Origin of the sequence: Microlunatus kandeliicorticis (assembly GCF_014137855.1) — a bacterium.
GTDB lineage: Bacteria > Actinomycetota > Actinomycetes > Propionibacteriales > Propionibacteriaceae > Microlunatus > Microlunatus kandeliicorticis.
This window is the reverse complement of sequence record NZ_JACGWT010000003.1, coordinates 74,133-96,619: the sequence shown is the minus strand read 5'-3', so window position 1 is coordinate 96,619 and position 22,487 is coordinate 74,133. Positions and strand designations below refer to the sequence as shown.

Annotated in this window: 21 protein-coding genes and 1 tRNA gene; 19 read left to right on the top strand and 3 right to left on the bottom strand. The window is 71.6% G+C overall.

Annotated elements, in window-relative coordinates; translation table 11 throughout:
• Positions 1-247 precede the first annotated feature (247 nt).
• The 4 genes from ftsZ (at position 248) to FHX74_RS20720 (ending at position 3,809) form a co-directional block, all read left to right on the top strand.
• Positions 248-1,492 (top strand): cell division protein FtsZ, encoded by a 1,245-nt coding sequence (ftsZ, locus tag FHX74_RS09540; RefSeq protein WP_182559913.1) that lies wholly within the window; start codon positions 248-250, stop codon positions 1,490-1,492.
• A 232-nt stretch (positions 1,493-1,724) separates the two neighbouring features.
• Positions 1,725-2,309 carry a cell division protein SepF gene (locus FHX74_RS09535; RefSeq protein WP_182559912.1) on the top strand — a complete coding sequence of 195 codons (585 nt, stop codon included), beginning with the start codon at positions 1,725-1,727 and terminating at the stop codon, positions 2,307-2,309.
• 86 nt (positions 2,310-2,395) lie between these two features.
• Positions 2,396-2,692 carry a YggT family protein gene (locus FHX74_RS09530; RefSeq protein WP_182559911.1) on the top strand — a complete coding sequence of 99 codons (297 nt, stop codon included), beginning with the start codon at positions 2,396-2,398 and terminating at the stop codon, positions 2,690-2,692.
• 220 nt (positions 2,693-2,912) lie between these two features.
• Entirely contained in the window at positions 2,913-3,809 is an 897-nt protein-coding gene (locus FHX74_RS20720) for a DivIVA domain-containing protein (RefSeq protein WP_182559910.1), read from the top strand.
• Between the two features lie 126 nt (positions 3,810-3,935).
• Here the strand turns inward: FHX74_RS20720 and FHX74_RS20715 are convergent, their stop codons facing one another.
• Positions 3,936-4,505, bottom strand: coding sequence for a hypothetical protein (locus tag FHX74_RS20715; protein WP_268926002.1), 570 nt, complete (start codon positions 4,503-4,505; stop codon positions 3,936-3,938).
• Positions 4,506-4,635: 130 nt separating this feature from the next.
• On the opposite strand from FHX74_RS20715, the gene FHX74_RS19835 reads away from it, so the two are divergent.
• The 5 genes from FHX74_RS19835 (at position 4,636) to FHX74_RS09500 (ending at position 8,865) form a co-directional block, all read left to right on the top strand.
• Complete coding sequence (locus tag FHX74_RS19835) at positions 4,636-5,022, top strand: TraR/DksA family transcriptional regulator (protein ID WP_235970568.1); 387 nt, start codon at positions 4,636-4,638, stop codon at positions 5,020-5,022.
• 35 nt (positions 5,023-5,057) lie between these two features.
• A complete protein-coding gene (locus FHX74_RS09515; RefSeq protein WP_328823735.1) occupies positions 5,058-5,675 on the top strand; it encodes a signal peptidase II in 618 nt (205 codons plus the stop codon).
• Complete coding sequence (locus FHX74_RS09510) at positions 5,672-6,595, top strand: RluA family pseudouridine synthase (protein WP_182559907.1); 924 nt, start codon at positions 5,672-5,674, stop codon at positions 6,593-6,595. Before FHX74_RS09515 ends, FHX74_RS09510 begins: the two co-directional genes overlap by 4 nt.
• An 86-nt stretch (positions 6,596-6,681) precedes the next feature.
• Positions 6,682-8,097 (top strand): pyruvate kinase, encoded by a 1,416-nt coding sequence (gene pyk / locus FHX74_RS09505; protein WP_182559906.1) that lies wholly within the window; start codon positions 6,682-6,684, stop codon positions 8,095-8,097.
• A gap of 36 nt (positions 8,098-8,133) precedes the next feature.
• A complete protein-coding gene (locus FHX74_RS09500; RefSeq protein WP_182559905.1) occupies positions 8,134-8,865 on the top strand; it encodes a hypothetical protein in 732 nt (243 codons plus the stop codon).
• 17 nt (positions 8,866-8,882) lie between these two features.
• Here FHX74_RS09500 and FHX74_RS09495 read toward each other — a convergent pair.
• A tRNA-Leu gene (locus FHX74_RS09495) sits at positions 8,883-8,968 on the bottom strand.
• A gap of 302 nt (positions 8,969-9,270) precedes the next feature.
• Here FHX74_RS09495 and FHX74_RS09490 point away from each other — a divergent pair.
• The 6 genes from FHX74_RS09490 (at position 9,271) to FHX74_RS09465 (ending at position 15,548) form a co-directional block, all read left to right on the top strand.
• Complete coding sequence (locus tag FHX74_RS09490; protein ID WP_328823790.1) at positions 9,271-9,840, top strand: ANTAR domain-containing response regulator; 570 nt, start codon at positions 9,271-9,273, stop codon at positions 9,838-9,840.
• Positions 9,841-9,978: 138 nt separating this feature from the next.
• Positions 9,979-11,211 (top strand): branched-chain amino acid ABC transporter substrate-binding protein, encoded by a 1,233-nt coding sequence (locus tag FHX74_RS09485; protein WP_182559904.1) that lies wholly within the window; start codon positions 9,979-9,981, stop codon positions 11,209-11,211.
• A 105-nt stretch (positions 11,212-11,316) separates the two neighbouring features.
• Positions 11,317-12,261: a branched-chain amino acid ABC transporter permease gene (locus FHX74_RS09480; protein WP_182559903.1), complete on the top strand. Its 945-nt coding sequence runs from the start codon at positions 11,317-11,319 to the stop codon at positions 12,259-12,261.
• Positions 12,258-13,985, top strand: coding sequence for a branched-chain amino acid ABC transporter permease (locus tag FHX74_RS09475; protein ID WP_182559902.1), 1,728 nt, complete (start codon positions 12,258-12,260; stop codon positions 13,983-13,985). The genes FHX74_RS09480 and FHX74_RS09475 overlap by 4 nt, the downstream gene beginning before the upstream one ends.
• Positions 13,982-14,839 (top strand): ABC transporter ATP-binding protein, encoded by an 858-nt coding sequence (locus FHX74_RS09470; RefSeq protein ID WP_220483747.1) that lies wholly within the window; start codon positions 13,982-13,984, stop codon positions 14,837-14,839. Before FHX74_RS09475 ends, FHX74_RS09470 begins: the two co-directional genes overlap by 4 nt.
• Before the next feature lies 1 nt (position 14,840).
• The gene (locus tag FHX74_RS09465) at positions 14,841-15,548 is read left to right on the top strand and encodes an ABC transporter ATP-binding protein (protein WP_182559901.1); all 708 of its coding nucleotides are present in this window, start codon (positions 14,841-14,843) and stop codon (positions 15,546-15,548) included.
• Here the strand turns inward: FHX74_RS09465 and FHX74_RS19830 are convergent.
• Complete coding sequence (locus FHX74_RS19830; protein ID WP_220483746.1) at positions 15,530-16,579, bottom strand: CG0192-related protein; 1,050 nt, start codon at positions 16,577-16,579, stop codon at positions 15,530-15,532. The genes FHX74_RS09465 and FHX74_RS19830 overlap by 19 nt on opposite strands.
• 65 nt (positions 16,580-16,644) lie before the next feature.
• Between FHX74_RS19830 and polA the strand changes: the two genes are divergently transcribed.
• The 4 genes from polA (at position 16,645) to FHX74_RS09435 (ending at position 22,482) form a co-directional block, all read left to right on the top strand.
• Positions 16,645-19,458 (top strand): DNA polymerase I, encoded by a 2,814-nt coding sequence (polA, locus tag FHX74_RS09450; protein ID WP_182559900.1) that lies wholly within the window; start codon positions 16,645-16,647, stop codon positions 19,456-19,458.
• A 278-nt stretch (positions 19,459-19,736) separates the two neighbouring features.
• Positions 19,737-20,255, top strand: coding sequence for a hypothetical protein (locus tag FHX74_RS09445; protein WP_182559899.1), 519 nt, complete (start codon positions 19,737-19,739; stop codon positions 20,253-20,255).
• Between the two features lie 152 nt (positions 20,256-20,407).
• On the top strand, positions 20,408-21,781 hold the full coding sequence (locus FHX74_RS09440) for a sensor histidine kinase (RefSeq protein ID WP_235970564.1): 1,374 nt from the start codon (positions 20,408-20,410) through the stop codon (positions 21,779-21,781).
• Positions 21,778-22,482, top strand: coding sequence for a response regulator (locus FHX74_RS09435; RefSeq protein ID WP_182559897.1), 705 nt, complete (start codon positions 21,778-21,780; stop codon positions 22,480-22,482). Before FHX74_RS09440 ends, FHX74_RS09435 begins: the two co-directional genes overlap by 4 nt.
• Positions 22,483-22,487 lie beyond the last annotated feature (5 nt).

Sequence of the window (22,487 nt, the reverse complement as noted above, 5' to 3'; positions counted from 1 at the left end):
CGCGCTGAGCCGCTCCCTTCCGCGCGCTGAGCCTGTCGAAGCGCATCAGGGTCAACCTCACGTCGAGACAATTCCGGCCTTTTCCAGGTCACCGCCGGGACACGCTCGATCTGTTGGACACCCTTCTCGGCTTTCTCATAGCCTGACCAGCGCGCCGGTCAGATGCAGTGTGTGTCTCTTCCCCATGGACCTCAGGTTGAGACTTGGCGTGCGACCGGACGTACCCGAGGCGAAAGAGGCGGAATTCGTGGTCTCTGCATCACAGAACTACCTGGCGATCATCAAGGTCGTCGGGGTCGGCGGCGGCGGCGTCAACGCCGTCAACCGGATGATCGAGTCCGGGCTGCGCGGCGTCGAGTTCATCGCGGTGAACACCGACGCCCAGGCCCTGCTCATGAGTGATGCCGACGTCAAGCTCGACATCGGCCGCGACCTCACCCGCGGTCTCGGCGCCGGTGCGGACCCGGACAAGGGCCGCCAAGCCGCCGAGGACCACGCGGAGGAGATCGAGGAGGTGCTCAAGGGCGCCGACATGGTCTTCGTCACCGCCGGCGAGGGCGGCGGCACCGGCACCGGCGGCGCGCCCGTGGTGGCCCGGATCGCCCGCGCCCTCGGCGCCCTGACCATCGGCGTGGTCACCCGGCCGTTCACCTTCGAGGGCCGGCGGCGCACCGTCCAGGCCGAGGACGGGATCGGCAACCTCCGCGAGGAGGTCGACACGCTGATCGTCATCCCCAACGACAAGCTGCTCCAGATGACCGACCACCAGGTCGCGATCCTGGACGCGTTCCGGCAGGCCGACCAGGTGCTGATGCAGGGTGTCTCGGGCATCACCGACCTGATCACCACCCCCGGTCTGATCAACCTCGACTTCGCCGACGTGAAGTCGGTCATGTCGAACGCCGGCTCCGCCCTGATGGGCATCGGCTCGGCCCGCGGCGAGGAGCGGGCCCGGGCCGCCGCCGAGATGGCGGTCAGCTCGCCGCTGCTCGAGGCCAGCATCGACGGCGCCCACGGGGTGCTGCTCTCCATCGCCGGCGGCTCCGACCTCGGTCTGTTCGAGGTCTCCGACGCGGCGGCGCTGATCCAGCAGGCCGCGCACGAGGACGCCAACATCATCTTCGGCACCGTGATCGACGACGCGCTCGGCGACGAGGTGCGGGTCACCGTGATCGCCGCCGGCTTCGAGGGCGGCGCACCGCCGGCCCGCGAGTCGGGGATCTCGCGGCGTCCTGCGGTCCGTCCCGGCAGCACGCCGGCCCGCCCGCCGGTCGGTGCGGGTCCGGCAACCGGGAGCTCGGCCGGCGCGCCCGCCGGCCAGGCTCCGGCGCCGCAGCAGCCGGCTCCGGTCGCCGAGGCCCCGGCCCCGGCCGCCCAGCCGGCGCCGACCGCCCCGACCACCGGGCCGCAGACGCCGGGCACCACCCGCAGCTGGCCGCCCCGCCCGGCAGCCGACGACGACGACCTCGACGTCCCGGACTTCCTCAAGTAGTCCGAGACAGGTCGTCCGTCCGAGCAGTCCGGCTCGAGCCACGCCCGGCCCGGCCCCTCACCCGAGGGGACCGGGCCGTCCGCGTTCCGGGCGCACGGCGAACCGGTCAACTCCTGGCGTGTCGTCCCGTCCCGTTGGGCGGCGGACCGGGCCCCGGCCGGTAGCCTCGACGCGTCGGAGGTTCGGGCGGCCCGGGTGACCCCGGGAACCGCGGCAGGAGAGGGCAACACACATGGCGGAACGGCTGAAGCGGGCAGCGGCGTGGCTGGGTCTGGTCACCGACGACCGCTACCCCGACTACGCCGACGATCGCTACGCGGACTACCCGGACGACAACGAGAACACCGAGAGCGTCAACCGTGACGAGCTGCTCGACGAGCCCTCGCAGCCGATCCGGGGGACCGGGCGCGAGACGGCACCGGCCGCCGCGTCCTCGGCCGAGCTCTACGGCCGTCCCGAGAACCGGAGCGCCAGCGTGACCACGCTCGAACCGCGTCGTCCGACCCCGCCGGCGGCGCCGGCCACCCCGCAGCGCGCCGACCTGTCGCGGATCGTCACCGTGCACCCGCGCACCTACAACGAGGCGCGCACGATCGGTGAGCACTTCCGCGACGGCGTCCCGGTCATCATGAACCTCTCCGGCATGGAGGACGTCGACGCGAAGCGCCTGGTCGACTTCGCGGCTGGTCTCATCTTTGGTCTGCGTGGCACTATCGAACGCGTCACCAGCAAGGTGTTCCTGCTGTCGCCGCAGAACGTGAACGTGGCTGCGGAGGACAAGGAGCGCATCGCCGGCGGCTTCTTCAACCAGAGCTGAGCCGCAGCCTGCGCGCCGGCCGGTGACGAGGTTCCACGGCCGGACCGCCCGGTCACCCCGACGAAGGACGCGAGGCACGACCGCAAGTGCTCATCATCGGAACGATCATCTACTGGATCCTGTGGATCTTCCTGCTGGTGCTGTTCGGCCGGATGATCCTGTCCTGGGTGCCCGTCCTGGTGCGTGACTGGCAGCCGCGCGGCGCCCTCCTGGTGGTCGCCGAGGTGATCTACACGATCACCGACCCGCCGCTCCGCGCGCTCCGCCGGATCCTCCCGCCGGTGCGGATCGGCAACATGATGCTCGACCTGGCCTTCATCGGGCTGGCGATCCTCGTCAGCGTGCTGATGCGGATCAACTCCTACGTCTTCTTCGCCCGCTGATCCTCGCCTGATCCGGTCGGACCACCCGCCCGCTCCCGCCGGCTCGGCTGAGCGTGCGGGCAGTGCGCGCGGTGCTGCCGTGCAGTGCACCTGAGCCATCGGTTAACGTTGGCCGCCGGGGTGCGTCGGGGGGATGCCGCATCCTGCGACCGCACGTCGACCCGCTCTGCGCGGATCCGTGCGGCGCACATCAGAGTTGACGGACCGTTCGAGGTGGAAGATGTCGCTGACGTTGGACGAGGTGCGGAACATCAAGTTCCGGATGGCCAAGCGCTCGGGGTACGAGGTGCTCGACGTCGACGAGTTCGTCGACCACGTCGAGGAGGGCCTGGCCCGGCTGCTCGAGGAGAACGAGAACCTCAAGAAGCAGGTCGCCGAGGGCGGGCGCCCGGCCGAGCAGGCCGCGCCGGCGCCTGAGCCGAAGCCCGAGCCGAAGCCTGAGCCGAAGCCTGAGCCGGAGGTCGAGACCCGGACCGAGCAGCCGGTCGCGCAGACCCCGGCCCCGGCCGGCCGCGAGACCATCGTGGTGACCACCAGCAAGGAAGCCAGCGCCGCCGTCGTCCGGCTCGTCGAGCTCTCCACCGACCAGGCCGAGAAGCTGGTCAGCGAGGCCGAGGAGGACGCGAAGCGGATCCGCGACGAGGCCAACCGGACCGCGCACCAGGTGACCACCGGCGCCCGCACCCGCGCCGAGCGGATCGAGAGCGAGGCCCGGGTCAACGCCGACCGCGTCCGCACCGAGGCCCAGCAGCGTGCGGACCAGCTCGACCAGGAGACCAACAGCAAGCGGTCCGAGCTGTTCGGTCAGCTCGAGCGCGAGCGCGAGGGGCTGACCCAGTCGGTCGCCGAGCTCCGCTCGTTCGAGCAGCAGTACCGCGACAACCTGCGCACCCACCTGCGCCAGCAGCTCGAGACGGTCGAGAACCACTCGGCGCGCCCGGCCGGCAACCCGGCGCTGCTCGACCAGGCTGCGCAGCCGTCCGGCACTGCCGCCCACGGGGACGCCCCGGACACCGCCCAGCACCAGGACGGCGCCGCCGACCAGGGCGACCACGGCGCGAACGGTCAGACCAGCGACACGCCGCGACTGGACGCGCTGCTCGGCGACCAGCACTGATCCGGCCGAGCGGGGGACCGACCCCACCCGCACCGATCGACCACCACACCGACGCCCGACCGCTCGCGGTCGGGCGTCGGCGTCTATCGACGGAGCGCCGTCGAGGAACGCCTCGAGAAACATCGGTCAGGAAACATTTGCCCTCGGGTCATTGAACCCGCGCGCCCCGAGCCCTACTGTCTGCGCACCGGCGGCCGGGACGACGGCCGTGACGACGACAGGGCGTGGGTCGACGATGACTGCCAGGAAGACGGCGGCGAAGGCGCCGGCCGCCAAGACAGCCGCGAAGCAGACGCCGGCCGCGAAGAAGACCCCGGCTGCGAAGAAGACGGCGGCGAAGGCGCCAGCCACCAAACCAGCCGCCAAGAAGACGCCGGCCGCGAAGAAGACAGCGGCCGCGAAGAAGACAGCAGCCGCGAAGACGACAGCAGCCGCCAAGAAGACCCCGGCCGCCGCGCCGGCGAAGACGGCCTCGGCGAAGAAGACACCGGCGAAGAAGGCACCGACGACGGCGTCGGCTGAGAAGACCACGGCGAAGAAGACCGCCACCGCTGCGTCCGGCGGGCCGTCGGCGACGAATGGACATCCGCCGAAGCACACCGGCGCGACGACCCGGTCGGGCACGACCCGAGCCGGGACCACGAGGTCGGCCGACCCGCCGACCCAGCAGACCTCCGAGAAGGACAGAGTGACCACCAAGAAGACCGCGACCGCGGGTCGTACCGCGACCGCCGGCGCCGAGACCGACAGCCTGCCCACCGGCACCGCGTCGCCCGGCACCACCAAGACCAGGAGCCGCGGCCGCGCCACGGTCCGGCCCGAGGACCTGCCGGTCCGCCCGGGTGAGGACCCGTGGACCGCCGAGGAGCTCGACGAGGTCCGCACCGAGCTCGAGCAGGAGGTCGAACGGCTCTCCGGCCAGATCGAGACCTCGAACGCCGAGCTGGTCGGCCTGCTCCGCGACGGCAGCGACGGCGCCGGCCGCGACGCCGCCGACGTCGGCTCGACCAACTTCGAGCGCGACCACGAGATGTCGCTGGCCAACAACGCCCGGGTGATGCTCGAGCAGTCGCAGCTGGCGCTGAAGCACATCGAGCAGGGCACCTACGGCGTCTGTGACAACTGCGGTCAGCCGATCGGCAAGGGACGGTTGCAGGTGTTCCCGCGTGCCACACTGTGCGTGACATGCAAGCAGCGCGAGGAACGTCGGTAGGCCCGGACCCCGAACGACTGCGGCGCCGGCGGCGGGTGGCTCGTCCGCTCTTCGCCGTGGTCGCGCTGGCCGGGCTCGGCCTCGACGTCGTCACCAAGCTGCTCGCCGTCGACCTGCTCGACCCGCAGAACCCGGTGGTGCTGGCCAGTGGGCTGCTGCGGCTGCAGCTGATCCGCAACTCCGGTGCCGCCTTCAGCCTCGGCGAGAACGTCACCGCGGTCTTCGCCGTGCTGTCGCTGCTGGTGCTGCTCTTCGTCCTGGTCCGGCTGATCCCCCGGGTGGCCCACCGCGGCTGGGCGGTGGCGCTCGGGCTGCTCAGCGCCGGGGTCGCCGGCAACCTCAGCGACCGGATCTTCCGCGAACCCGCGCCGCTGCGGGGACGCGTGGTCGACTTCCTCCAGCTGCCGCACTGGCCGATCTTCAACGTCGCCGACATGTGCATCAGCAGCGCGGCGGTGTTCATCGTGGTGCTGGCCATCGTCAAGGGCGTCGGACTCGACGGCGTCGTGCACACCCGCCAGCCGCGTCCTGCGCCGGCGGCCGGCGCCCAGAGCCCCAGCAATCAGAGCCCCAGCGGTCAGGGCTCCAGCGGTCAGAGCCCCGATCAGCAGAGCCCCAGCGAGCACACCCCCGCCGAGCAGAGGAGCGAGTGACCGACTCGCGTACCGTCTTCGTCCCCGACGGCCTGGCCGGCGAGCGGGTCGACGTCGGGGTGGCCAAGCTCCTCGGGCTCTCGCGCAGCCGGGTGGCCGAGCTCGCCGCGGACGGGCTGGTCCGGCTCGACGGCGCCCCGGCGGCCAAGTCCGACCGGCTCGCCGCCGGAGTGCTGCTGGACATCGAGCTCCCCGACGAGCGCCGCGCGGACGTCGGTGACGCGCTCGTCGAGGATCTCCGGATCGTTTACGACGACGACCACATCGTGGTGGTGGACAAGCCGGTCGGCGTCGCCGCGCACCCCAGCGTCGGCTGGTCCGGACCGAACGTGCTCGGCCACCTGGCCGGGGCCGGGTACCGCATCTCGACCTCCGGGGTGCCGGAACGGCGGGGCATCGTCCAGCGGCTCGACGTCGGGACGTCCGGGCTGATGGTGGTGGCCAAGAGCGAGCTGGCCTACACCGTGCTCAAGCAGGCCTTCCGCGACCGCAGTGTCGACAAGACCTACCACACGCTGGTCCGCGGCCACCCCGACCCGTTCGAGGGCACGATCGACGCGCCGATCGGGCGACACCCCGGCCACGACTACAAGATGGCGGTGCTCGAGGGCGGCCGGCCGAGCGTCACCCACTACCGCACGCTCGAGGCGTTCGTCGGCACCACGTTGCTCGAGGTCAAGCTCGAGACCGGTCGCACGCACCAGATCCGGGTGCACATGGACGCCATCCGGCACCCCTGCGTCGGCGACCCCACCTACGGGCCGAACCCGGTGCTGGCCGAACAGCTGGGGCTGGCCCGGCAGTGGCTGCACGCGGTCCGGCTCGGTCTGCGGCACCCGGCCACCGGCGAGTGGCTCGAGTTCTCCTCGCCCTACCCGCCCGACCTCGAGCGCGCGCTCCGCATCGTGAGCGAAGTCTGAGAACCAGCCACGACCACCGCCCCGCGGCCAGTCCACCGGCCGCAGTGGTCGGGCGGGGCCGAGAAGCGCTCGGCTAGGGTCGAGACGTGCGTAGAGCGAAGATTGTCTGCACGCTCGGCCCGGCCTCCTCGGCCCCCGAGCGCCTGATCGAGCTGGTGAACGCCGGGATGAACGTGGCCCGGCTCAACATGAGTCACGGCGACTACTCCGACCACGAGACCAACCTGCAGAACGTCCGTGCCGCCGCGCACGCGGTCGGCCGCCCGGTCGGGGTGCTCGCCGACCTCCAGGGCCCGAAGATCCGGCTCGGCCGGTTCGCCGAGGACAAGGTCAACCTCGAGGTCGGGGCCTCGTTCACCATCACCGTCGACGACTGCGCCGGCGACGTGACCCGTTGCTCGACCACGTTCAAGGGACTGCCGGGTGACGTCCACCCCGGCGACACGATCCTGATCGACGACGGACGGATCGCCCTCCGCGCCACCGAGGTCAGCGCGACCGACGTCACCACCACCGTGGTGGTCGGCGGCCCGGTCAGCAACAACAAGGGCATCAACCTGCCCGGTGTCGCGGTCAGCGTCCCGGCGATGAGCGACAAGGACTCCGCCGACCTCCGGTGGGCGCTCCGCAACGGCGTCGACATGATCGCGCTGTCCTTCGTCCGGAGCGCCTCCGACATCGACGAGGTCCACAAGATCATGGACGAGGAGGGTCGCCGGGTCCCGGTGATCGCCAAGATCGAGAAGCCACAGGCGGTCGAGAACCTCGACGAGATCATCGACGCCTTCGACGCCTTCATGGTGGCCCGCGGCGACCTCGGCGTCGAGTTGCCGCTCGAGGAGGTGCCGCTGGTCCAGAAGCGGATCGTCACCGCGGCCCGTCGGTGGGCCAAGCCGGTGATCGTGGCCACGCAGATGCTCGAGTCGATGATCTCCGCTCCGCGCCCGACCCGGGCCGAGGCTTCCGACGTCGCCAACGCGATCCTCGACGGCGCCGACGCGGTGATGCTGTCCGGCGAGACCTCGGTCGGGCAGTACCCGGTGGTCACCGTCCAGACGATGGCCCGGATCGTCGAGGAGACCGAGGCCCACGGGATGGCGGAGATGCACGCCATCGACTGGGACCCGCACACCGTCTCGGGCGTGATCGCCAAGGCGGCCGCCGAGGTGGCCGACCGGGTCGGTGCCCGTTATCTGGTCGCCTTCACCCACTCGGGCGACTCCGCCCGCCGGCTGTCCCGGCTCCGGTCGCAGATCCCGATGCTGTTCTTCACCCCGCTCGAGACCACCCGCAGCCAGCTGACCCTGCTGTGGGGAGCCGAGACCATCCTCACCTCGATGGTCACCCACACCGACGACATGATCCGCCAGGTCGACAAGGCGCTCACCGAGTCCGGGCTGATCGAGGACGGCGAGCGAGTGGTCATCGTGGCCGGTTCGCCTCCCGGCGTGGCCGGCACCACCAACATGATCCGGGTGCGGCGGATCGGCAACCCGCTCTGAGCGCCGGGTGCTCCGCCCGAGGAGCATGATCGTCCGGTGAGCCGCGGCGGATCGCTGGCCCGGCGGTGGGGCTATCCCGCCGTCGGAGCCGTCGCAGTCGGCGTGCTGGTCGCGGTGAACCTGGCCGGTCTCGACTTGACCGGACGATCCCGCTCCGAGCCCGACCGACCGCCGGCGACGGCGCGGCCGACCTTCGGTCCGATCCGGCTGGCCACGTCCGGCGGGTCCGAGGGCACCGGCGCGGACGACCACTTCGGCACCTGCCGAACGGGGGCGGCCGCTTGGGGGATCACCGCGGTGTCGAGCCAGGTGTTCACGGGCCTCAGCACCGTCACGGTGCCCGCCGGGGCCGGCCCCGACCGCCCGGCCACGGTCCCGGCCTCCACCGTGCTGCGGGCCGGTGTCACCGTCACCGGCGCCGTGACCACCACGCCCGAGCAGGTGCTGATCGAGGCCGGGCACCGGATCGGCACGCCGCTCGCCGCTCCCGGCGCGACCACTCCGACCGCAGACCGCCGGATCCGGCTGCCCGAGGGGCGGGTGGACCTGACCCGGCGCTACGTCGCCTGGACCGGTCGGACCCGGTGGAGCGGTCGGTGGTCGCTGCGCTGGTGCCAGGACGGATTCTGGCGGGCGTCCGCCGGGCGGTGGAGCAGTTTCAGCACCATTGCCGCGCAGGGGGCGGTGCTCTGCCGGCTCGGGACGCAGGACCTGGGGGCCCGCGCGCCGGACGACTCCTGGGCGGGGCAGGCCTGCCGGCACGGCTGAGGCCGCGCCGCCGAGGCTGGTGCCGGGGAGGGGAGTCGAACCCCCATGTCCTTTCGGACAGACGGGTTTGAGCCGTCCGCGTATGCCATTCCGCCACCCCGGCCGGGCGCGAAGCGACCGTCATTCTGTCACAGCGGCGCGTCCCCCCGACCCGATCCGGCGGCCGTCCGGCACCGCCCGTACCGCCGGTGTGACGGCTGAGTGACACCGGTCTTCGCCCCCGTCGGGCTGCTCTAAGGTGGTCGGGTGACCGAGTCGAGCAGCACCAGCAAGAAGCCCGCGGCCGCCCCCGGCGAGCCGCAGGCCACCCCCGCGACGGTGGCGAGCAACACCGGTCCCGCCCCGGACGCGGCGGACGCGCCGAGCAGCGAGAACGCCGCTCCCGAGGCCGGTCGCGGCCCGCGGGTGGTGGTGGCCGAGGACGAGGCGCTGATCCGGCTCGACCTGGTCGAGATGCTCACCGAGGAGGGCTACCAGGTCGTCGGGCAGGCCGGCGACGGCGAGCAGGCCGTCGCGCTGGCCACCGAGCACCGGCCGGACCTGGTGGTGCTCGACGTCAAGATGCCCAAGATGGACGGCATCTCGGCGGCGGAGAAGATCAGTGAGGCGCGGATCGCGCCGGTGGTGATGCTGACCGCCTTCAGCCAGCGCGAGCTGGTCGACCGCGCCAGCCAGGCCGGGGCGATGGCCTACGTGGTCAAGCCGTTCGGCAAGGCCGACCTGGTGCCGGCCATCGAGATCGCCATCTCCCGCTACGCCGAGATCCGCGCGGTCGAGGCCGAGGTCGCCGACCTCGAGGAGCGGCTGGAGTCGCGCAAAGCGGTCGACCGGGCCAAGTCGCTGCTGCAGACCGGCCTCGGGCTGACCGAGCCGGAGGCGTTCCGCTGGATCCAGAAGACCGCGATGGACCTGCGTAAGTCGATGCGCGAGGTCGCCGAAGGCGTCATCGCGCACGGAACCAAAGCCGCCAAATAGTTCGGTTCCCGCGGGTCGGGACGCGCAGTTTGCGATCGGGTAACGAACGGTCGAATCGGCACTCAGCGCCCTCTCAACCCGGTGTGCTCGTCGTAGAGTCCTCCTGCTCGCGACAGACGCGAACACCCAGGAGGAAATGTGCGGAACAAGCGCCTTGTCATCGCGGGAGCGACCCTGCTCGCGGCCACCTTGACGATCACCGGCTGCGGGACTCGCAGCGCGGACACCGGTGGTCAGGCCGGCGGCTCCGGCAGCGGGAGCCAGAAGGTCGCCAAGATCGGCGTCATCGCTCCGCTGACCGGTGACCTCGCGCCGCTCGGCCTCGGCATCCAGAACTCGGTCGACCTGGCCATCAAGCAGGCCAACGAGAAGGGCACGATCCCGGGCTGGAAGCTCGAGATCGACGCCGAGGACGACACCGCCACCCCGGACACCGGTCGGAACGCCGCCACCAAGCTGGCCGCCGACGACGAGGTCGTCGGGGTCGTCGGCACGCTGAACTCGTCGGTGGCCCAGGCCGTCCAGCCGGTGCTCAACTCGGCCAACATCGTCGAGGTCTCGCCGGCCAACACCAACCCGACGCTGACCAAGGGTCCGAACCTCGACGACCCGAAGCGGCCGTACGCGAACTACTTCCGCACCTGCACCACCGACAGCATCCAGGGTCCGTTCGCGGCCCAGTACCTGTTCGGCGTCGGGATCAAGAAGGTCGCGACGGTGCACGACAAGAAGGCCTACGGCCAGGGTCTGGTCGAGGCGTTCACCACCGAGTTCAAGAAGCTCGGCGGCACCATCACCGACGCCGAGACGATCAACCCGGACGACTCGAACTACGGCCCGGTGATCAGCAAGATCAAGCCGGGCGCCCCGCAGGCCCTGTACTACGGCGGCGAGTACCCGCAGGCCGGCCCGCTCAGCCAGCAGATGAAGGGTGCCGACCTCGACATCCCGCTCATGGGTGGCGACGGCATCTACGACCCGAACTACATCAAGCAGGCCGGCGGCGCCAAGGTCGCCGACGGTGACCTGGCCACCTCGGTCGGCGCGCCGACCGACACCCTGGCCTCGGCCAAGCAGTTCGTCACCGACTACAAGGCCGGCGGGTACAGCGATCCCTACGGCGCGTACGGGGCCTACGCCTACGACTCGGCCAACGCGATCATCAACGCGCTGAAGACCAGCCTGGCCAACGCCTCGGACGCCAAGTCGGCCCGTCAGGCGACCATCCAGGCGATGAGCTCGGTCTCCTTCGAGGGTGCCACCGGCAAGGTCGGCTTCGACCAGTACGGCGACGCCACCACCCGCGTGCTGACCGTCTACAAGGTCGACAACGGCGAGTGGAAGGCCGAGAAGACCGACGAGTTCAAGTGACCGGCCGGGCGCCCGGCCCCCGCGAGGGGGTCGGGCGCCCGTTCCGTGTCACCTGCTTGTCGGCCGCCCGGACGCACCGGGCCCGGACCTCGGGGAGGTCGTCGCATGACCCAGTCCTTCTTCCAAGCGCTGGCCGACGGGCTGACGCTCGGCTCGCTCTACGCGCTGATCGCGGTGGGCTACACCGTCGTCTACGGCATCGTGCAGCTGATCAACTTCGCCCACGGTGAGATCTTCATGGTCGGCGCGTTCGGTGCGGTGGCCACCTTCGTCGTCCTGGGCGGCGGCACGCTCGCCTGGTGGGTGCTGCCGATCATGCTCGCCGGCGGCATCGTCGCCGCGGTGCTGGTCGCGCTGGCCACCGAGCGGCTGGCCTACCGGCCGCTCCGCAACGCACCGCGGTTGGCCCCGTTGATCACCGCGATCGGCATCTCGGTGTTCCTCCAGGAGGCCGTCCGGCTGTTCTACGGCCGGATCCCGGGCTTCCCGGACGCCAAGTCGAACGTCCAGTTCCCCAACATCCAGGGGGTCACGGGGTCGCCGTTCGTGATCGGTGGGGTCACCATCCAGCGGGCCGCGGTGTTCACCGTGGTCGCCCTGGTGATCTGCACGATCTTCCTCTACGGCTTCGTCAACCGGACCCGGCTGGGGCGGGCCATGCAGGCGACCTCGCAGGACCCGGACACCGCTCGGCTGATGGGCATCGACATCGACAAGATCATCATGATCGCCTTCGCGCTCGGCGCGGCGCTGGCCGCGGTGGCGGGCATGGCCCAGGGCCTGCTCAACCACAACATCAACTTCCGGATGGGCTTCATCGCCGGGCTCAAGGCCTTCTCGGCCGCGGTGCTCGGCGGCATCGGCAACATCTACGGGGCGGTGCTCGGCGGGCTGGTGCTCGGCGTCGCCGAGTCGATGGCGGTGACCTACGTGCCCGGTGTCTTCGGCGGATCGGCCTGGAAGGACGTCTGGGCCTTCATCATCCTGATCCTGGTGCTGGTGTTCCGGCCCCAGGGTCTGCTCGGCGCGCGGGTGGTGGACCGGGCATGAGGATCCCGCAGCTGGTCAGTCCCGAGCAGCAGCAGCGGCTGCACCCGATCGGCACCGTGCTCACCGTGGTCGGCGGGCTGGTGCTGCTGGCCTCCACGTTCCTGCCCTGGGCCTACTCGAGCGCGGCCCTCGACGACATGACGATCCTCGGCTACCCGTCGACCCTGCAGCTCTACGCCGCCGGGTTCGGGCTGGGGGCCGCGGTCTTCGCCTTCCTCGGTCGCCGGCTGGCCCGCGGTGACGGGCGCCAGGTCGTCGGCTGGACCCGCGGCGCCAAGACCGCCTCGGTCGCCGCTGCCGTCTACCTGGTGGTCATCCTCGGCTCGATCGGCCTCGAGCTCGGCGGTCTGGTCAACGTGGTCTACGGCGGCTGGGTGGCGCTGGTCGGTGCGCTGGTGGCGCTGGTCGGCAGCCGGCTGCTGGTCAGCGGCCGGCCGCCCCGGCTGGCCCGCCGGGTGCCGCCGGCCTGGCTGGGCATCCTGTCGATCGCCGCGGCGATGGCCGTGGTGCTCTACGCCGCCTACTACGGCCTCGACCAGGAGGACGCCGGCGGCTTCGTCTCGTTCGTGGTGGTGGCCATCGGCGCCGTGGCGGTGCTGTTCCGGCTCGGCGTGATGCGCTGGCTCTCGGCGGTCTCCGGTCGGCACCGCAAGGTGCTGATCTTTGCGGCCTTCCTGACCGCGTTCGCCTTCCCGTTCACCCAGAACGGCTCGGACGAGAACATGTCGATCGCCACCCAGGTGCTGATCTTCGCCGTCACCGCCCTCGGGCTGAACATCGTGGTCGGCCTCGCCGGGCTGCTCGACCTCGGGTACATCGCCTTCCTCGGGGCGGGGGCCTTCACCGCGGCGATCCTGTCGAACTCGGTGTTCTCCACGGTCGACTGGCACCCGCCGTTCATCGTGGTGGTGCTGATCAGCGGTGCCGTCTCCGGCACCCTCGGCCTGATCATCGGCACCCCGACGCTGCGGGTCTCCGGGGATTACCTGGCCATCGTCACGCTGGCCTTCGGGGAGATCTTCCGGTTCGGGATGATCAACCTCGACGGCACCGACGGTCCGGACCTGACCAACGGCTCGAACGGCATCCCCGGGGTGCCCGACCTCAACCTGTTCGGGCTCGACTTCAAGGACACCCACACCGTGCTGGGCATCCAGCTCGGCCGGTTCGCCAACTACTACTTCCTGCTGCTGGTGCTGATCGCGGTGGTGATCCTGATCTTCGTCCGGCTGAACAACTCGCGGATCGGCCGCGGCTGGGTGGCCATCCGCGAGGACGAGAAGGCCGCCGAGGCGATGGGCGTCAACGTCTTCGGGCTCAAGCTGTTCGCCTTCGCCAGCGGCGCCTTCCTGGCCGGGGTGGCCGGGTCGATCAAGGCCCACCACGACGTCTCGGTGACACCCGACCAGTACATCTTCCTCGAGTCGGCGTTCCTGCTGGCCGCCGTGGTGCTGGGCGGCATGGGCACCGTGCTCGGCGTGCTGGTCGGGGCGACCCTGCTCAAGCTGATGCCGGAGAAGCTGCGGTTCGTCGAGGAGTACCGGCTGCTGATCTTCGGGCTGCTGCTCGTGGTGATGATGCGGTTCCGGCCGGAGGGCCTGGTGGCCAGCAAGCGCCGCCAGCTCGAGTTCCACGACGACGACGACGAGCTGGCCGAGAAGATCCAGAGCGACATCGACGAACGCGAGGCGACCGGCGTCGTGCCGGTGGGAGGTCAGGCATGACCGCGGTGGACACCGACCGGGTGGCCGAGCTCGACCGCAGGGAGCCGCTGCTGGCCGCCGAACAGGTGACCATGCGGTTCGGCGGTCTGGTCGCGGTCGACTCGGTCGACTTCCGGGTCTACCCGGGCGAGATCATGGGGCTGATCGGCCCGAACGGTGCGGGCAAGACCACCTTCTTCAACTGCCTGACCGGGCTGTACCTGCCGACCTCGGGGCGGGTGCTGTTCGACGGGTCGGTGCTGCCGCCCAAGCCGCGCCGGGTGGTCAAGGCCGGGATGGCCCGGACGTTCCAGAACATCCGGCTGTTCGCCAACATGACCGCGCTCGAGAATGTCATGGTCGGGCGCTACTGCCGGACGTCGGCGGGGCCGTTCACCTCCATCATCCGCGGGCCGAAGTTCCGGCGCGAGGAGGCCGAGACCCGGGCCCGGGCCCAGGCCCTGCTCGAGTTCGTCGGGCTCGACGGGACGGCCGAGAGCCTGGCCCGCAACCTGCCCTACGGCGACCAGCGGCGGCTCGAGATCGCCCGGGCGCTGGCCACCGACCCCAAGCTGCTGCTGCTCGACGAGCCGACCGCCGGGATGAACCCGCAGGAGACCCGGCAGGCCGAGGAGCTGATCTTCAAGATCCGCGACCAGGGGCTCGCCGTGGTGGTGATCGAGCACGACATGCGCTTCATCTTCAACCTCTGCGACCGGGTGCTCTGCCTGGTGCAGGGCAAGGCGCTGATCGAGGGCACCCCGCACGAGGTGCAGTCCGACCCGCGGGTGATCGAGGCCTACATCGGCAAGGGTCCCGAGACCGACGAGGCTGCGCAGACCGACGGCCACCACGACGAACAGCAGGAGGCCTGACGTGCTCGAGGTGAAGGACCTCAAGGTCGCCTACGGCCGGGTCCGCGCGGTCAAGGGGATCAGTTTCTCCGTCGAGCAGGGCCAGGTGGTCACGCTGGTCGGCACCAACGGCGCGGGCAAGACCACCACGCTGAAGACCATCTCCGGGCTGCTGCAGCCCGAGTCGGGGGAGATCTGGTTCGACGGCCGGCGGATCGACGGGACCCCGGCGCACAAGATCCTCGGCCTCGGGCTGGCGCACTCGCCCGAAGGGCGCAAGATCTTCCCCCGGCTCACCGTCGAGGACAACCTCAAGCTCGGCGCCTTCGCCCGCCGGGACCGGGCCGGCGTGGCGCAGGACCTCGAACGGGTCTACACGCTGTTCGACATCCTCCGGCAGCGCCGCACGCAGCCGGCCGGCACCTTCTCCGGCGGCGAGCAGCAGATGCTGGCCATCGGCCGGGCGATGATGAGCCGGCCCAAGCTGCTGATGCTCGACGAGCCCTCGATGGGGCTGAGCCCGCTGATGATGCAGCGGATCATGTCGACGATCACCGAGCTGCAGCAGGAGGGCGTCACGATCCTGCTGGTCGAGCAGAACGCCCAGGCCGCGCTGTCGCTGGCCGACTACGGCTACGTGCTCGAGGTCGGCCAGGTCGTGCTGCAGGACACCGGGAAGTCGCTGCTCACCGACGACAAGGTGCGTAAGGCCTACCTCGGCGAGGACTGACCGGGCCCCGCCACCAGCTGGCAGGTGACCCGGGCGGTGCAGACCCGGCGGCCGTCGTCGTCGACCAGCACCACCTCGTACATCGCCACCGTCCGGCCGAGCCGCAGCGCGGTCGCGGTCCCGGTGACCCAGCCGGACCGGACCGAGCGGTGGTGGGTGGCGTTGAGGTCCACCCCGACCGCCAGCCGGTCGGGGAGAGCGTGCGCGACCGCCCCGATCGAGGCCAGGGTCTCGGCCAGCACGCAGGACGCCCCGCCGTGCCAGAGTCCCATCGGCTGGGTGTTCCCCTCGACCGGCATCCGGCCGACCACCCGCTCGGCGCCGAGCTCGAGCACCTCGAACCCCATCCGGGTGTCGAGCGCGCTCGACAGCTGCCCGTACCAGTCGGGCACCGCCGGGCCGGTCCGCAGCACGGCCAGCACGCCGTCGCCGTCGGCCCAGTGCCCGACCAGGGTGCCGGGCCGGGGCTCGTCGCCGAGGGCGCCCGCGGTGCGGGCCAGCGTCAGCTCGACGCCCGCGTGCCGGACCACGGTCAGCCCGTCGCGCTGCTCGACCGCCGGGAGCGTCCCGTCGGCCGGTTCCGTCCCGGCCCCGCCCGAGGTGGTCGGCGGGTGCCCGGCGACGAAGACCGTCGGGACCCGCGCCTCGGGTCCGTCCGGGGTCTCGACCAGCTCCTCGGCCTGCCGGCCCCCGTCCCGGATCGCCGCGGTCAGGGTGGCCGCCCAGACCGGGTCGCCGCAGCCGTCGTAGACCCACCGGGTGCCGAGCACCGAGTGCTCGGTGGTGCCCATCAGGAACGCCTCGGCGCCGTCCAGCGGGGCGCCGCGGAAGGTCATCGGGACCTGCAGCACGACGTCGCCGGAGCGGACCAGGAAGGTCTCCACCCCGACCTCGCCGGCCGGGTCGTCGAACCGGTACGCCCCGACCCGGGTCAGCTCCCCGGCGAGGGTGGCCCACGGCTGCCGGGAGAGCCAGGCCTCGACGAGGTCGAGCTTGCCGGGGTCAAGCGTGGCCCGGTGGATCTGTGCCATGGCCGGACTCTAGCCGTGGCTCGGTGGGCGCCCGCGGTGTCCGACCCCACAACTAGAGTCGGACCGTGCCTGCGACGACCGCGAAGAAGACCGCCGCGAAGAAGGCGGCGAGCGCCGCGTCGAGCGAGCCGGCCCGGCCCAAGCTGCTGCTGATCGACGGCCACTCGATCGCCTACCGGGCCTTCTTCGCGCTGCCGGTGGAGAACTTCTCCACCCAGACGGGCCAGCACACCAACGCCGTCTTCGGGTTCACCTCGATGCTGATCAACGTCCTCCGCGACGAGGCCCCGACCCACCTGGCGGTCGCCTTCGACGTCTCCCGGCAGACGTTCCGCTCCGAGGTCTACACCGAGTACAAGGCGAACCGGTCGAGCTCACCGGCCGAGTTCAGCGGCCAGGTGGCGCTGGTCAAGGAGGTACTGGACGCCCTCAACATCGTCTACCTCGACAAGGAGGGCTTCGAGGCCGACGACGTCATCGGCACGCTGACCAAGCAGGCCACCGCGGCCGGGCTGGACGTGCTGATCTGCTCGGGCGACCGCGACACCTTCCAGCTGGTCGACGACCACGTGACGATCCTCTACCCCCGCAAGGGCGTCTCCGACCTGGCCCGGATGACCCCGGCGGCGGTCGAGGAACGCTACTTCGTGCCGCCGGCCCGCTACCCGGAGATCGCCGCGCTGGTGGGGGAGAGCAGCGACAACCTGCCCGGCGTGCCCGGGGTCGGACCGAAGACCGCGGCCAAGTGGCTGACCACCTACGACGGTCTGGAGAACCTGATCGAGCACGCCGGCGAGCTCAAGGGCAAGGCGGCCGAGGCGTTCCGCGAACGGATCCCCGACGTCCGGCTCAACCGGCAGATCAATGGGCTGGTCTGCGACCTCGAGCTCGGCCTGTCCATCGACGACCTGGCCCGGCGCGACTGGAACCGCGAGGCCACCCACCAGCTGTTCGACGGGCTCGAGTTCCGGGTGCTCCGCGACCGGCTGCTCGAGGCGCTGCCCAACCACGGCGAGGAGCTGCCCGAGGGCGGGTTCGACCTGTCCGGGACGATCCTGGCGCCCGGCAGCCTGGCTGGGTGGCTGGCCGAGCACACCCCGGGTCGGCGGACCGGCGTCGACGTCATCGGGCACTGGGGTTCGGGCACCGGCGACCTCGAGGCGCTGGCGTTCGCCACCGCCGAGCCGCGCGACGGTGACCCGGGGACGGAAGAGGACGCCGCGAGCCCCGCCGCCACCGCCGGCTACGTGGTGCTCGCCGACCTGACCCCCGAGGACGACGCGGCCCTGGCCGACTGGCTGGCCGACCCGTCGGCGGCCAAGGTCGTCCACGACGCCAAGGGGCCGATGCTGGCCGCCTGGGCCAGCGGCTGGGACCTCCACGGGCTGGTGTCCGACACCCAGCTCGCCGCCTACCTGACCCGGCCTGACCAGCGCACCTACGACCTGGCCGACCTGACCGTCCGCTACCTCAAGCGCGAGCTCAAGGTCGAGGACCCGAAGGCTGCCGACGAGGCCGACGCGAACCAGCTGGCGCTCGAGTTCGGCGACGACGACAGCGGCACCGAGCTGGCCGCCGAGGCCTCGATGGTCCGCGCCCGTGCGGTGGTCGACCTCGCCGAGGCGCTCGAGGCCGAGATCGACACCCGCGGCGGCACCCGGCTGCTGCGCGAGGTCGAGATGCCGCTGCAGCGCACGCTGGCCCGGATGGAACGGATCGGCATCGCCGTCGACCTCGACCACCTGCACGCGCTGGAGAGCTCGTTCGGTGCGGTGGTCACTCAGGCCGCGGACGAGGCCTACCGGGTGCTCGGCAAGGAGATCAACCTCGGCTCTCCCAAGCAGCTCCAGGTGGTGCTGTTCGAGGAGCTCGACATGCCGAAGACCCGGCGGACGAAGTCGGGCTACACCACCGACGCCGACGCGCTCCAGGGTCTCTACGCCAAGACCGAGCACCCCTTCCTGGCCCAGCTGCTGATCCACCGCGACGCGATCCGGCTCAAGCAGACCGTCGAGGGGCTGCTCAAGTCGGTGGCCGACGACGGCCGGATCCACACCACCTACGTGCAGACGATCGCGGCCACCGGGCGGCTCTCGAGCACCGACCCGAACCTGCAGAACATCCCGATCCGCACCGACGCCGGTCGACGGATCCGCGAGGCCTTCGTGGTCGGGCCGGGCTACGACTCGCTGATGTCGGTCGACTACAGCCAGATCGAGATGCGGATCATGGCCGACAACAGCGCCGACGCCGGGCTGATCGAGGCGTTTCACTCCGGGCTCGACTTCCACACCATCACCGCCTCGCGGGTCTTCGGGGTGGCGGCCGAGGACGTCACGCCGGCGCAGCGGGCCAAGATCAAGGCGATGAACTACGGGCTCGCCTACGGACTCAGCGCCTTCGGGCTCAGCCAACAGCTCGGCATCTCGACGTCCGAGGCCAAGGAGCTGATGGACGAGTACTTCGAGCGGTTCGGCGGCGTGCGGGACTACCTGCGCTCCCTGGTCGAGGACGCCCGGCGGACCGAGTACACGGAGACCCTGCTCGGTCGTCGCCGGTATCTGCCCGACCTGACCAGCGACAACCGGCAGCGTCGCGAGATGGCCGAGCGGATGGCCCTCAACGCCCCGATCCAGGGCTCGGCCGCGGACATCATCAAGATCGCCATGCTCGACGTCGAGACGGCGATCGACCAGGCGGGACTGGCCAGCCGGATGCTCCTCCAGGTGCACGACGAGCTGGTCTTCGAGGTCGCGCCGGGCGAGCGTGAGGCGCTCGAGGCGCTGGTCCGTGACAAGATGGGTCACGCCGTCGAGCTCCAGGTCCCGCTCGACGTGTCGGTCGGCGTCGGCCGCTCCTGGCACGAAGCCGCCCACTGACGCCCCGGCCGCTGAGCCTGTCGAAGCGCACCCGGGACGCGCGCTGAGCCCGTCGAAGCGCACGGGGACGACCGCTGAGCTTGTCGGCGCGCACCCGGGACGCGCGCTGAGCCTGTCGAAGCGCACTGGGACGACCGCTGAACCTGTCGAAGCGCGTTCTCCACCCGGTTTCTCCACCCGCGTCTCCACCCGGGATTCCATCCTTGGGTGGTGGGGTCCCGGAGCCGTTTCTCGAAGACTGAGGTCGTCGTCGAGAAACGGAAACGAGGAGCACGACCATGAACATGGACACCCTGGAGACCATCGGCATCGCCGTCCTGGTGATCGCCTTCATCACCGTCCGGCAGAGCGTCTGGCAGACGGTCAACCTCACCAGACTGCTGCGGATGCCGGTGATCTTCGGCCTGATCGGCGTCGTCAGCCTGGTCACCGGCGCCCGGGCCCTGAGCCACCTGCACGTCGGCGCGGTCGACGTGCTGATCATCGGCACCGAGCTGGCGCTCGGGCTGCTGGCCGGCTGGCTGATGGGTCGGTTCACCCAGATCCGCCGGTTCGGCGACCAGCTCAAGTCCCGGCTCGGCGCGGCCGGCATCGGGGTCTGGCTGGGCTTCCTGGTGGTGCGCATCGGTCTGGCGGTCGTCGCCCACGTGGTCGACGCCGGACTGGCCGAGCAGACCGGCACCATCCTGATCGTCGTCGCCGTCATCAAGACGGTCCAGGCGCTGATGATCCGCGAGCGCATCGACCGGCACCAGGCCGCCGAGCGGCAGCGCGAGTACGCCGCCGTCGGGTTCTGACGCCCACCCACCGCCGTGTCCCCGGTCAGCACCGTGCCCCGGTCCCCGTCGTCGCCACCCCGGTCGGGGTCGGGGCGACGGGAGCCGGGGCACGGCTCGTGCGCCGACGTCCCCGACCGGCCGATCTGCCTAGGATCGCTCCGGTGAGCTGGATGGAGGCGGTCGACGATCGCTGGGGCGGCGGGAACGGCACCGTCCGGCTGCTCGTCCGCCTGGTCGGGAACAGCGCCTTCGGCTATCTGCTCTGGCGCGACGGCGCCTTCTCCGGGCCGCTCTGGGTGGCACTCTGCACCAGCCTCTGCGTGGCCCTGGCCTTCGCCCTGATGCTCCTGAGGGTGCGGCGTCGCTACGACCGGCTCGCCTTCGCCCTCACCCTGGTCATGATGACCGCCGCGATCGCGGCGAACCCGTGGATCAGCTCGCTCGGCAGCGTCTACTACGTCATCGGCGGCATCATGCTCGTCGGCCAGCCCGAGGTCCGGGTCCGGACCGGGGTGATCTGGGCGTCCGTCCTCGGGGTGGCGCTGGTCCTCACCGGCCTGGTCCACGGCGTGCACTGGAGCTCGGTGTTCGGCAACACCGCCGGCGTCGCCGCGGTGGTGCTCTTCGGCACCAACCGGCGGCAGCGGGTGCTGCGCCGGCAGCAGGAGCTGACGCTCGCCGAACGCAACGCCCAGCTCAAGGAGCGCCAGGCGGCCCTGACGGCGCAGACCGCACGCACCCGCGAGGAGGCGGCCCGCGCCGCGGCCCTCGAGGAGCGCAGCCGGATCGCCCGCGACCTGCACGACCTGCTGGCGCACGCGCTCGGCGGTCTGGTCGTCCAGCTCGACGCGGCCGGCGCCGAGCTCGAACGCGGCCGCACCGACGAGGCCGCAGCCCGGCTCCGCGCCTCGCGCGCACTGGCCGTCGAGGGGCTCCGCGAAGCCCGCGCCGCGGTCCAGGAGCTCCGAGCGGAGCCGGCCGAGCGCGGTCCGGTCGACCTGGTCGACGCCGTCCGCGCGGTGTTGCAGGGCCCGGTCGGCGTCCAGCTCGGGATCGAGCTCGACGTGGTCGGCGACCCCCGGCCGGTGGGCGGCCCCGTCGCCGAGACGCTGGCGGCGGTGGCCCGCGAGGGGCTGACCAACCTCAACAAGCACGCGCCCGGCGGTCGCGGCTCGGCCACCCTGGTGTTCGCCACCGACCGGGTCCTGCTCGAGCTGGTGAACGCCCTGGTCGAGCCCGGCGCCGGTGACGGGGGCGCGACGGGCACCGGCCTGACCGCCCCTGGCCAAACCGCCCCCGGCCTGGCCGACCCCGGGCTGGCAGATCCCGCGCTGGCCGATACCGGCGCCGGCGCCGGACTGCCCGGGCTCCGCGAACGGCTGGCGCTGGTCGGCGGCCGGCTCCGGGCCGGGCGCGAGGGCGGACGCTGGGTGCTCGCCGCCGAGTGCCCGGTCCCGCCGGAGCCGCGGTCGGCCGGACCAGTGGCCGACACCCCGACGACCGACGAGGACCGGTCGACCCGACCGGTGGGGGAGCTGCGGTGAGCGAGCCGATCCGGGTGCTGGTGGCCGACGACCAGGACATCGTCCGCGACGGGCTGGTGACCGTGCTGGGCCTGCTCGACGATCTCGAGGTGGTCGGCTCGGCCGCCGACGGGCGGGCCGCCGTCGAGCTCTGCCGCAGCGCCCGGCCCGACGTGGTGCTGATGGACCTGCGGATGCCGGTGCTCGACGGCGCGGACGCGACCGCGGCGCTGCTCGCCGAGCAGCCCGAGGTCGCCGTGCTGGTGCTGACCACCTACGCCGACGACACCTCGATCGCCCGGGCGCTGCGGGCCGGCGCCCGGGGCTACCTGACCAAGGACGCCTCGCGCGAGGACATCGCGGTGGCGATCCGGGCGGTGGCCCGCGGGCAGGCCACCTTCGACCCGGTGGTCTCGGCCCGGCTGATCTCCGGTCTGGCCGCCGCTCCGGGGCCGACGCAGCCGTCACCGGCGACGCCGTCGGCGTCGGGGCCGGTGCCGGGCCGTCCGACCGACGACCCGCGGACCGCCGAGCTGACCGCACGCGAGCGCGAGGTGCTCCGGCTGATCGGCGAGGGGCTCAGCAACACCGAGATCGCCGAGCGGCTGTTCGTCAGCACCTCGACGGTGAAGACCCACATCAACAACCTCTTCGCGAAGCTCCGGCTCCGCGACCGGCCGCACGCGGTGCGGCTGGCCCTCGAGGTGTTCGGCGACCGCTGAGGGTC

Coding starts and splice junctions, on each gene's coding strand:
- FHX74_RS09535 (WP_182559912.1), top strand. CDS start 1,725: ATGGCGGAACGGCTGAAGCGGGCAGCGGCGTGGCTGGGTCTGGTCACC.
- FHX74_RS20720 (WP_182559910.1), top strand. CDS start 2,913: ATGTCGCTGACGTTGGACGAGGTGCGGAACATCAAGTTCCGGATGGCC.
- FHX74_RS09480 (WP_182559903.1), top strand. CDS start 11,317: ATGACCCAGTCCTTCTTCCAAGCGCTGGCCGACGGGCTGACGCTCGGC.
- FHX74_RS09475 (WP_182559902.1), top strand. CDS start 12,258: ATGAGGATCCCGCAGCTGGTCAGTCCCGAGCAGCAGCAGCGGCTGCAC.
- FHX74_RS09470 (WP_220483747.1), top strand. CDS start 13,982: ATGACCGCGGTGGACACCGACCGGGTGGCCGAGCTCGACCGCAGGGAG.
- FHX74_RS19830 (WP_220483746.1), bottom strand. CDS start 16,579: ATGGCACAGATCCACCGGGCCACGCTTGACCCCGGCAAGCTCGACCTC.
- FHX74_RS09445 (WP_182559899.1), top strand. CDS start 19,737: ATGAACATGGACACCCTGGAGACCATCGGCATCGCCGTCCTGGTGATC.
- FHX74_RS09440 (WP_235970564.1), top strand. CDS start 20,408: ATGGAGGCGGTCGACGATCGCTGGGGCGGCGGGAACGGCACCGTCCGG.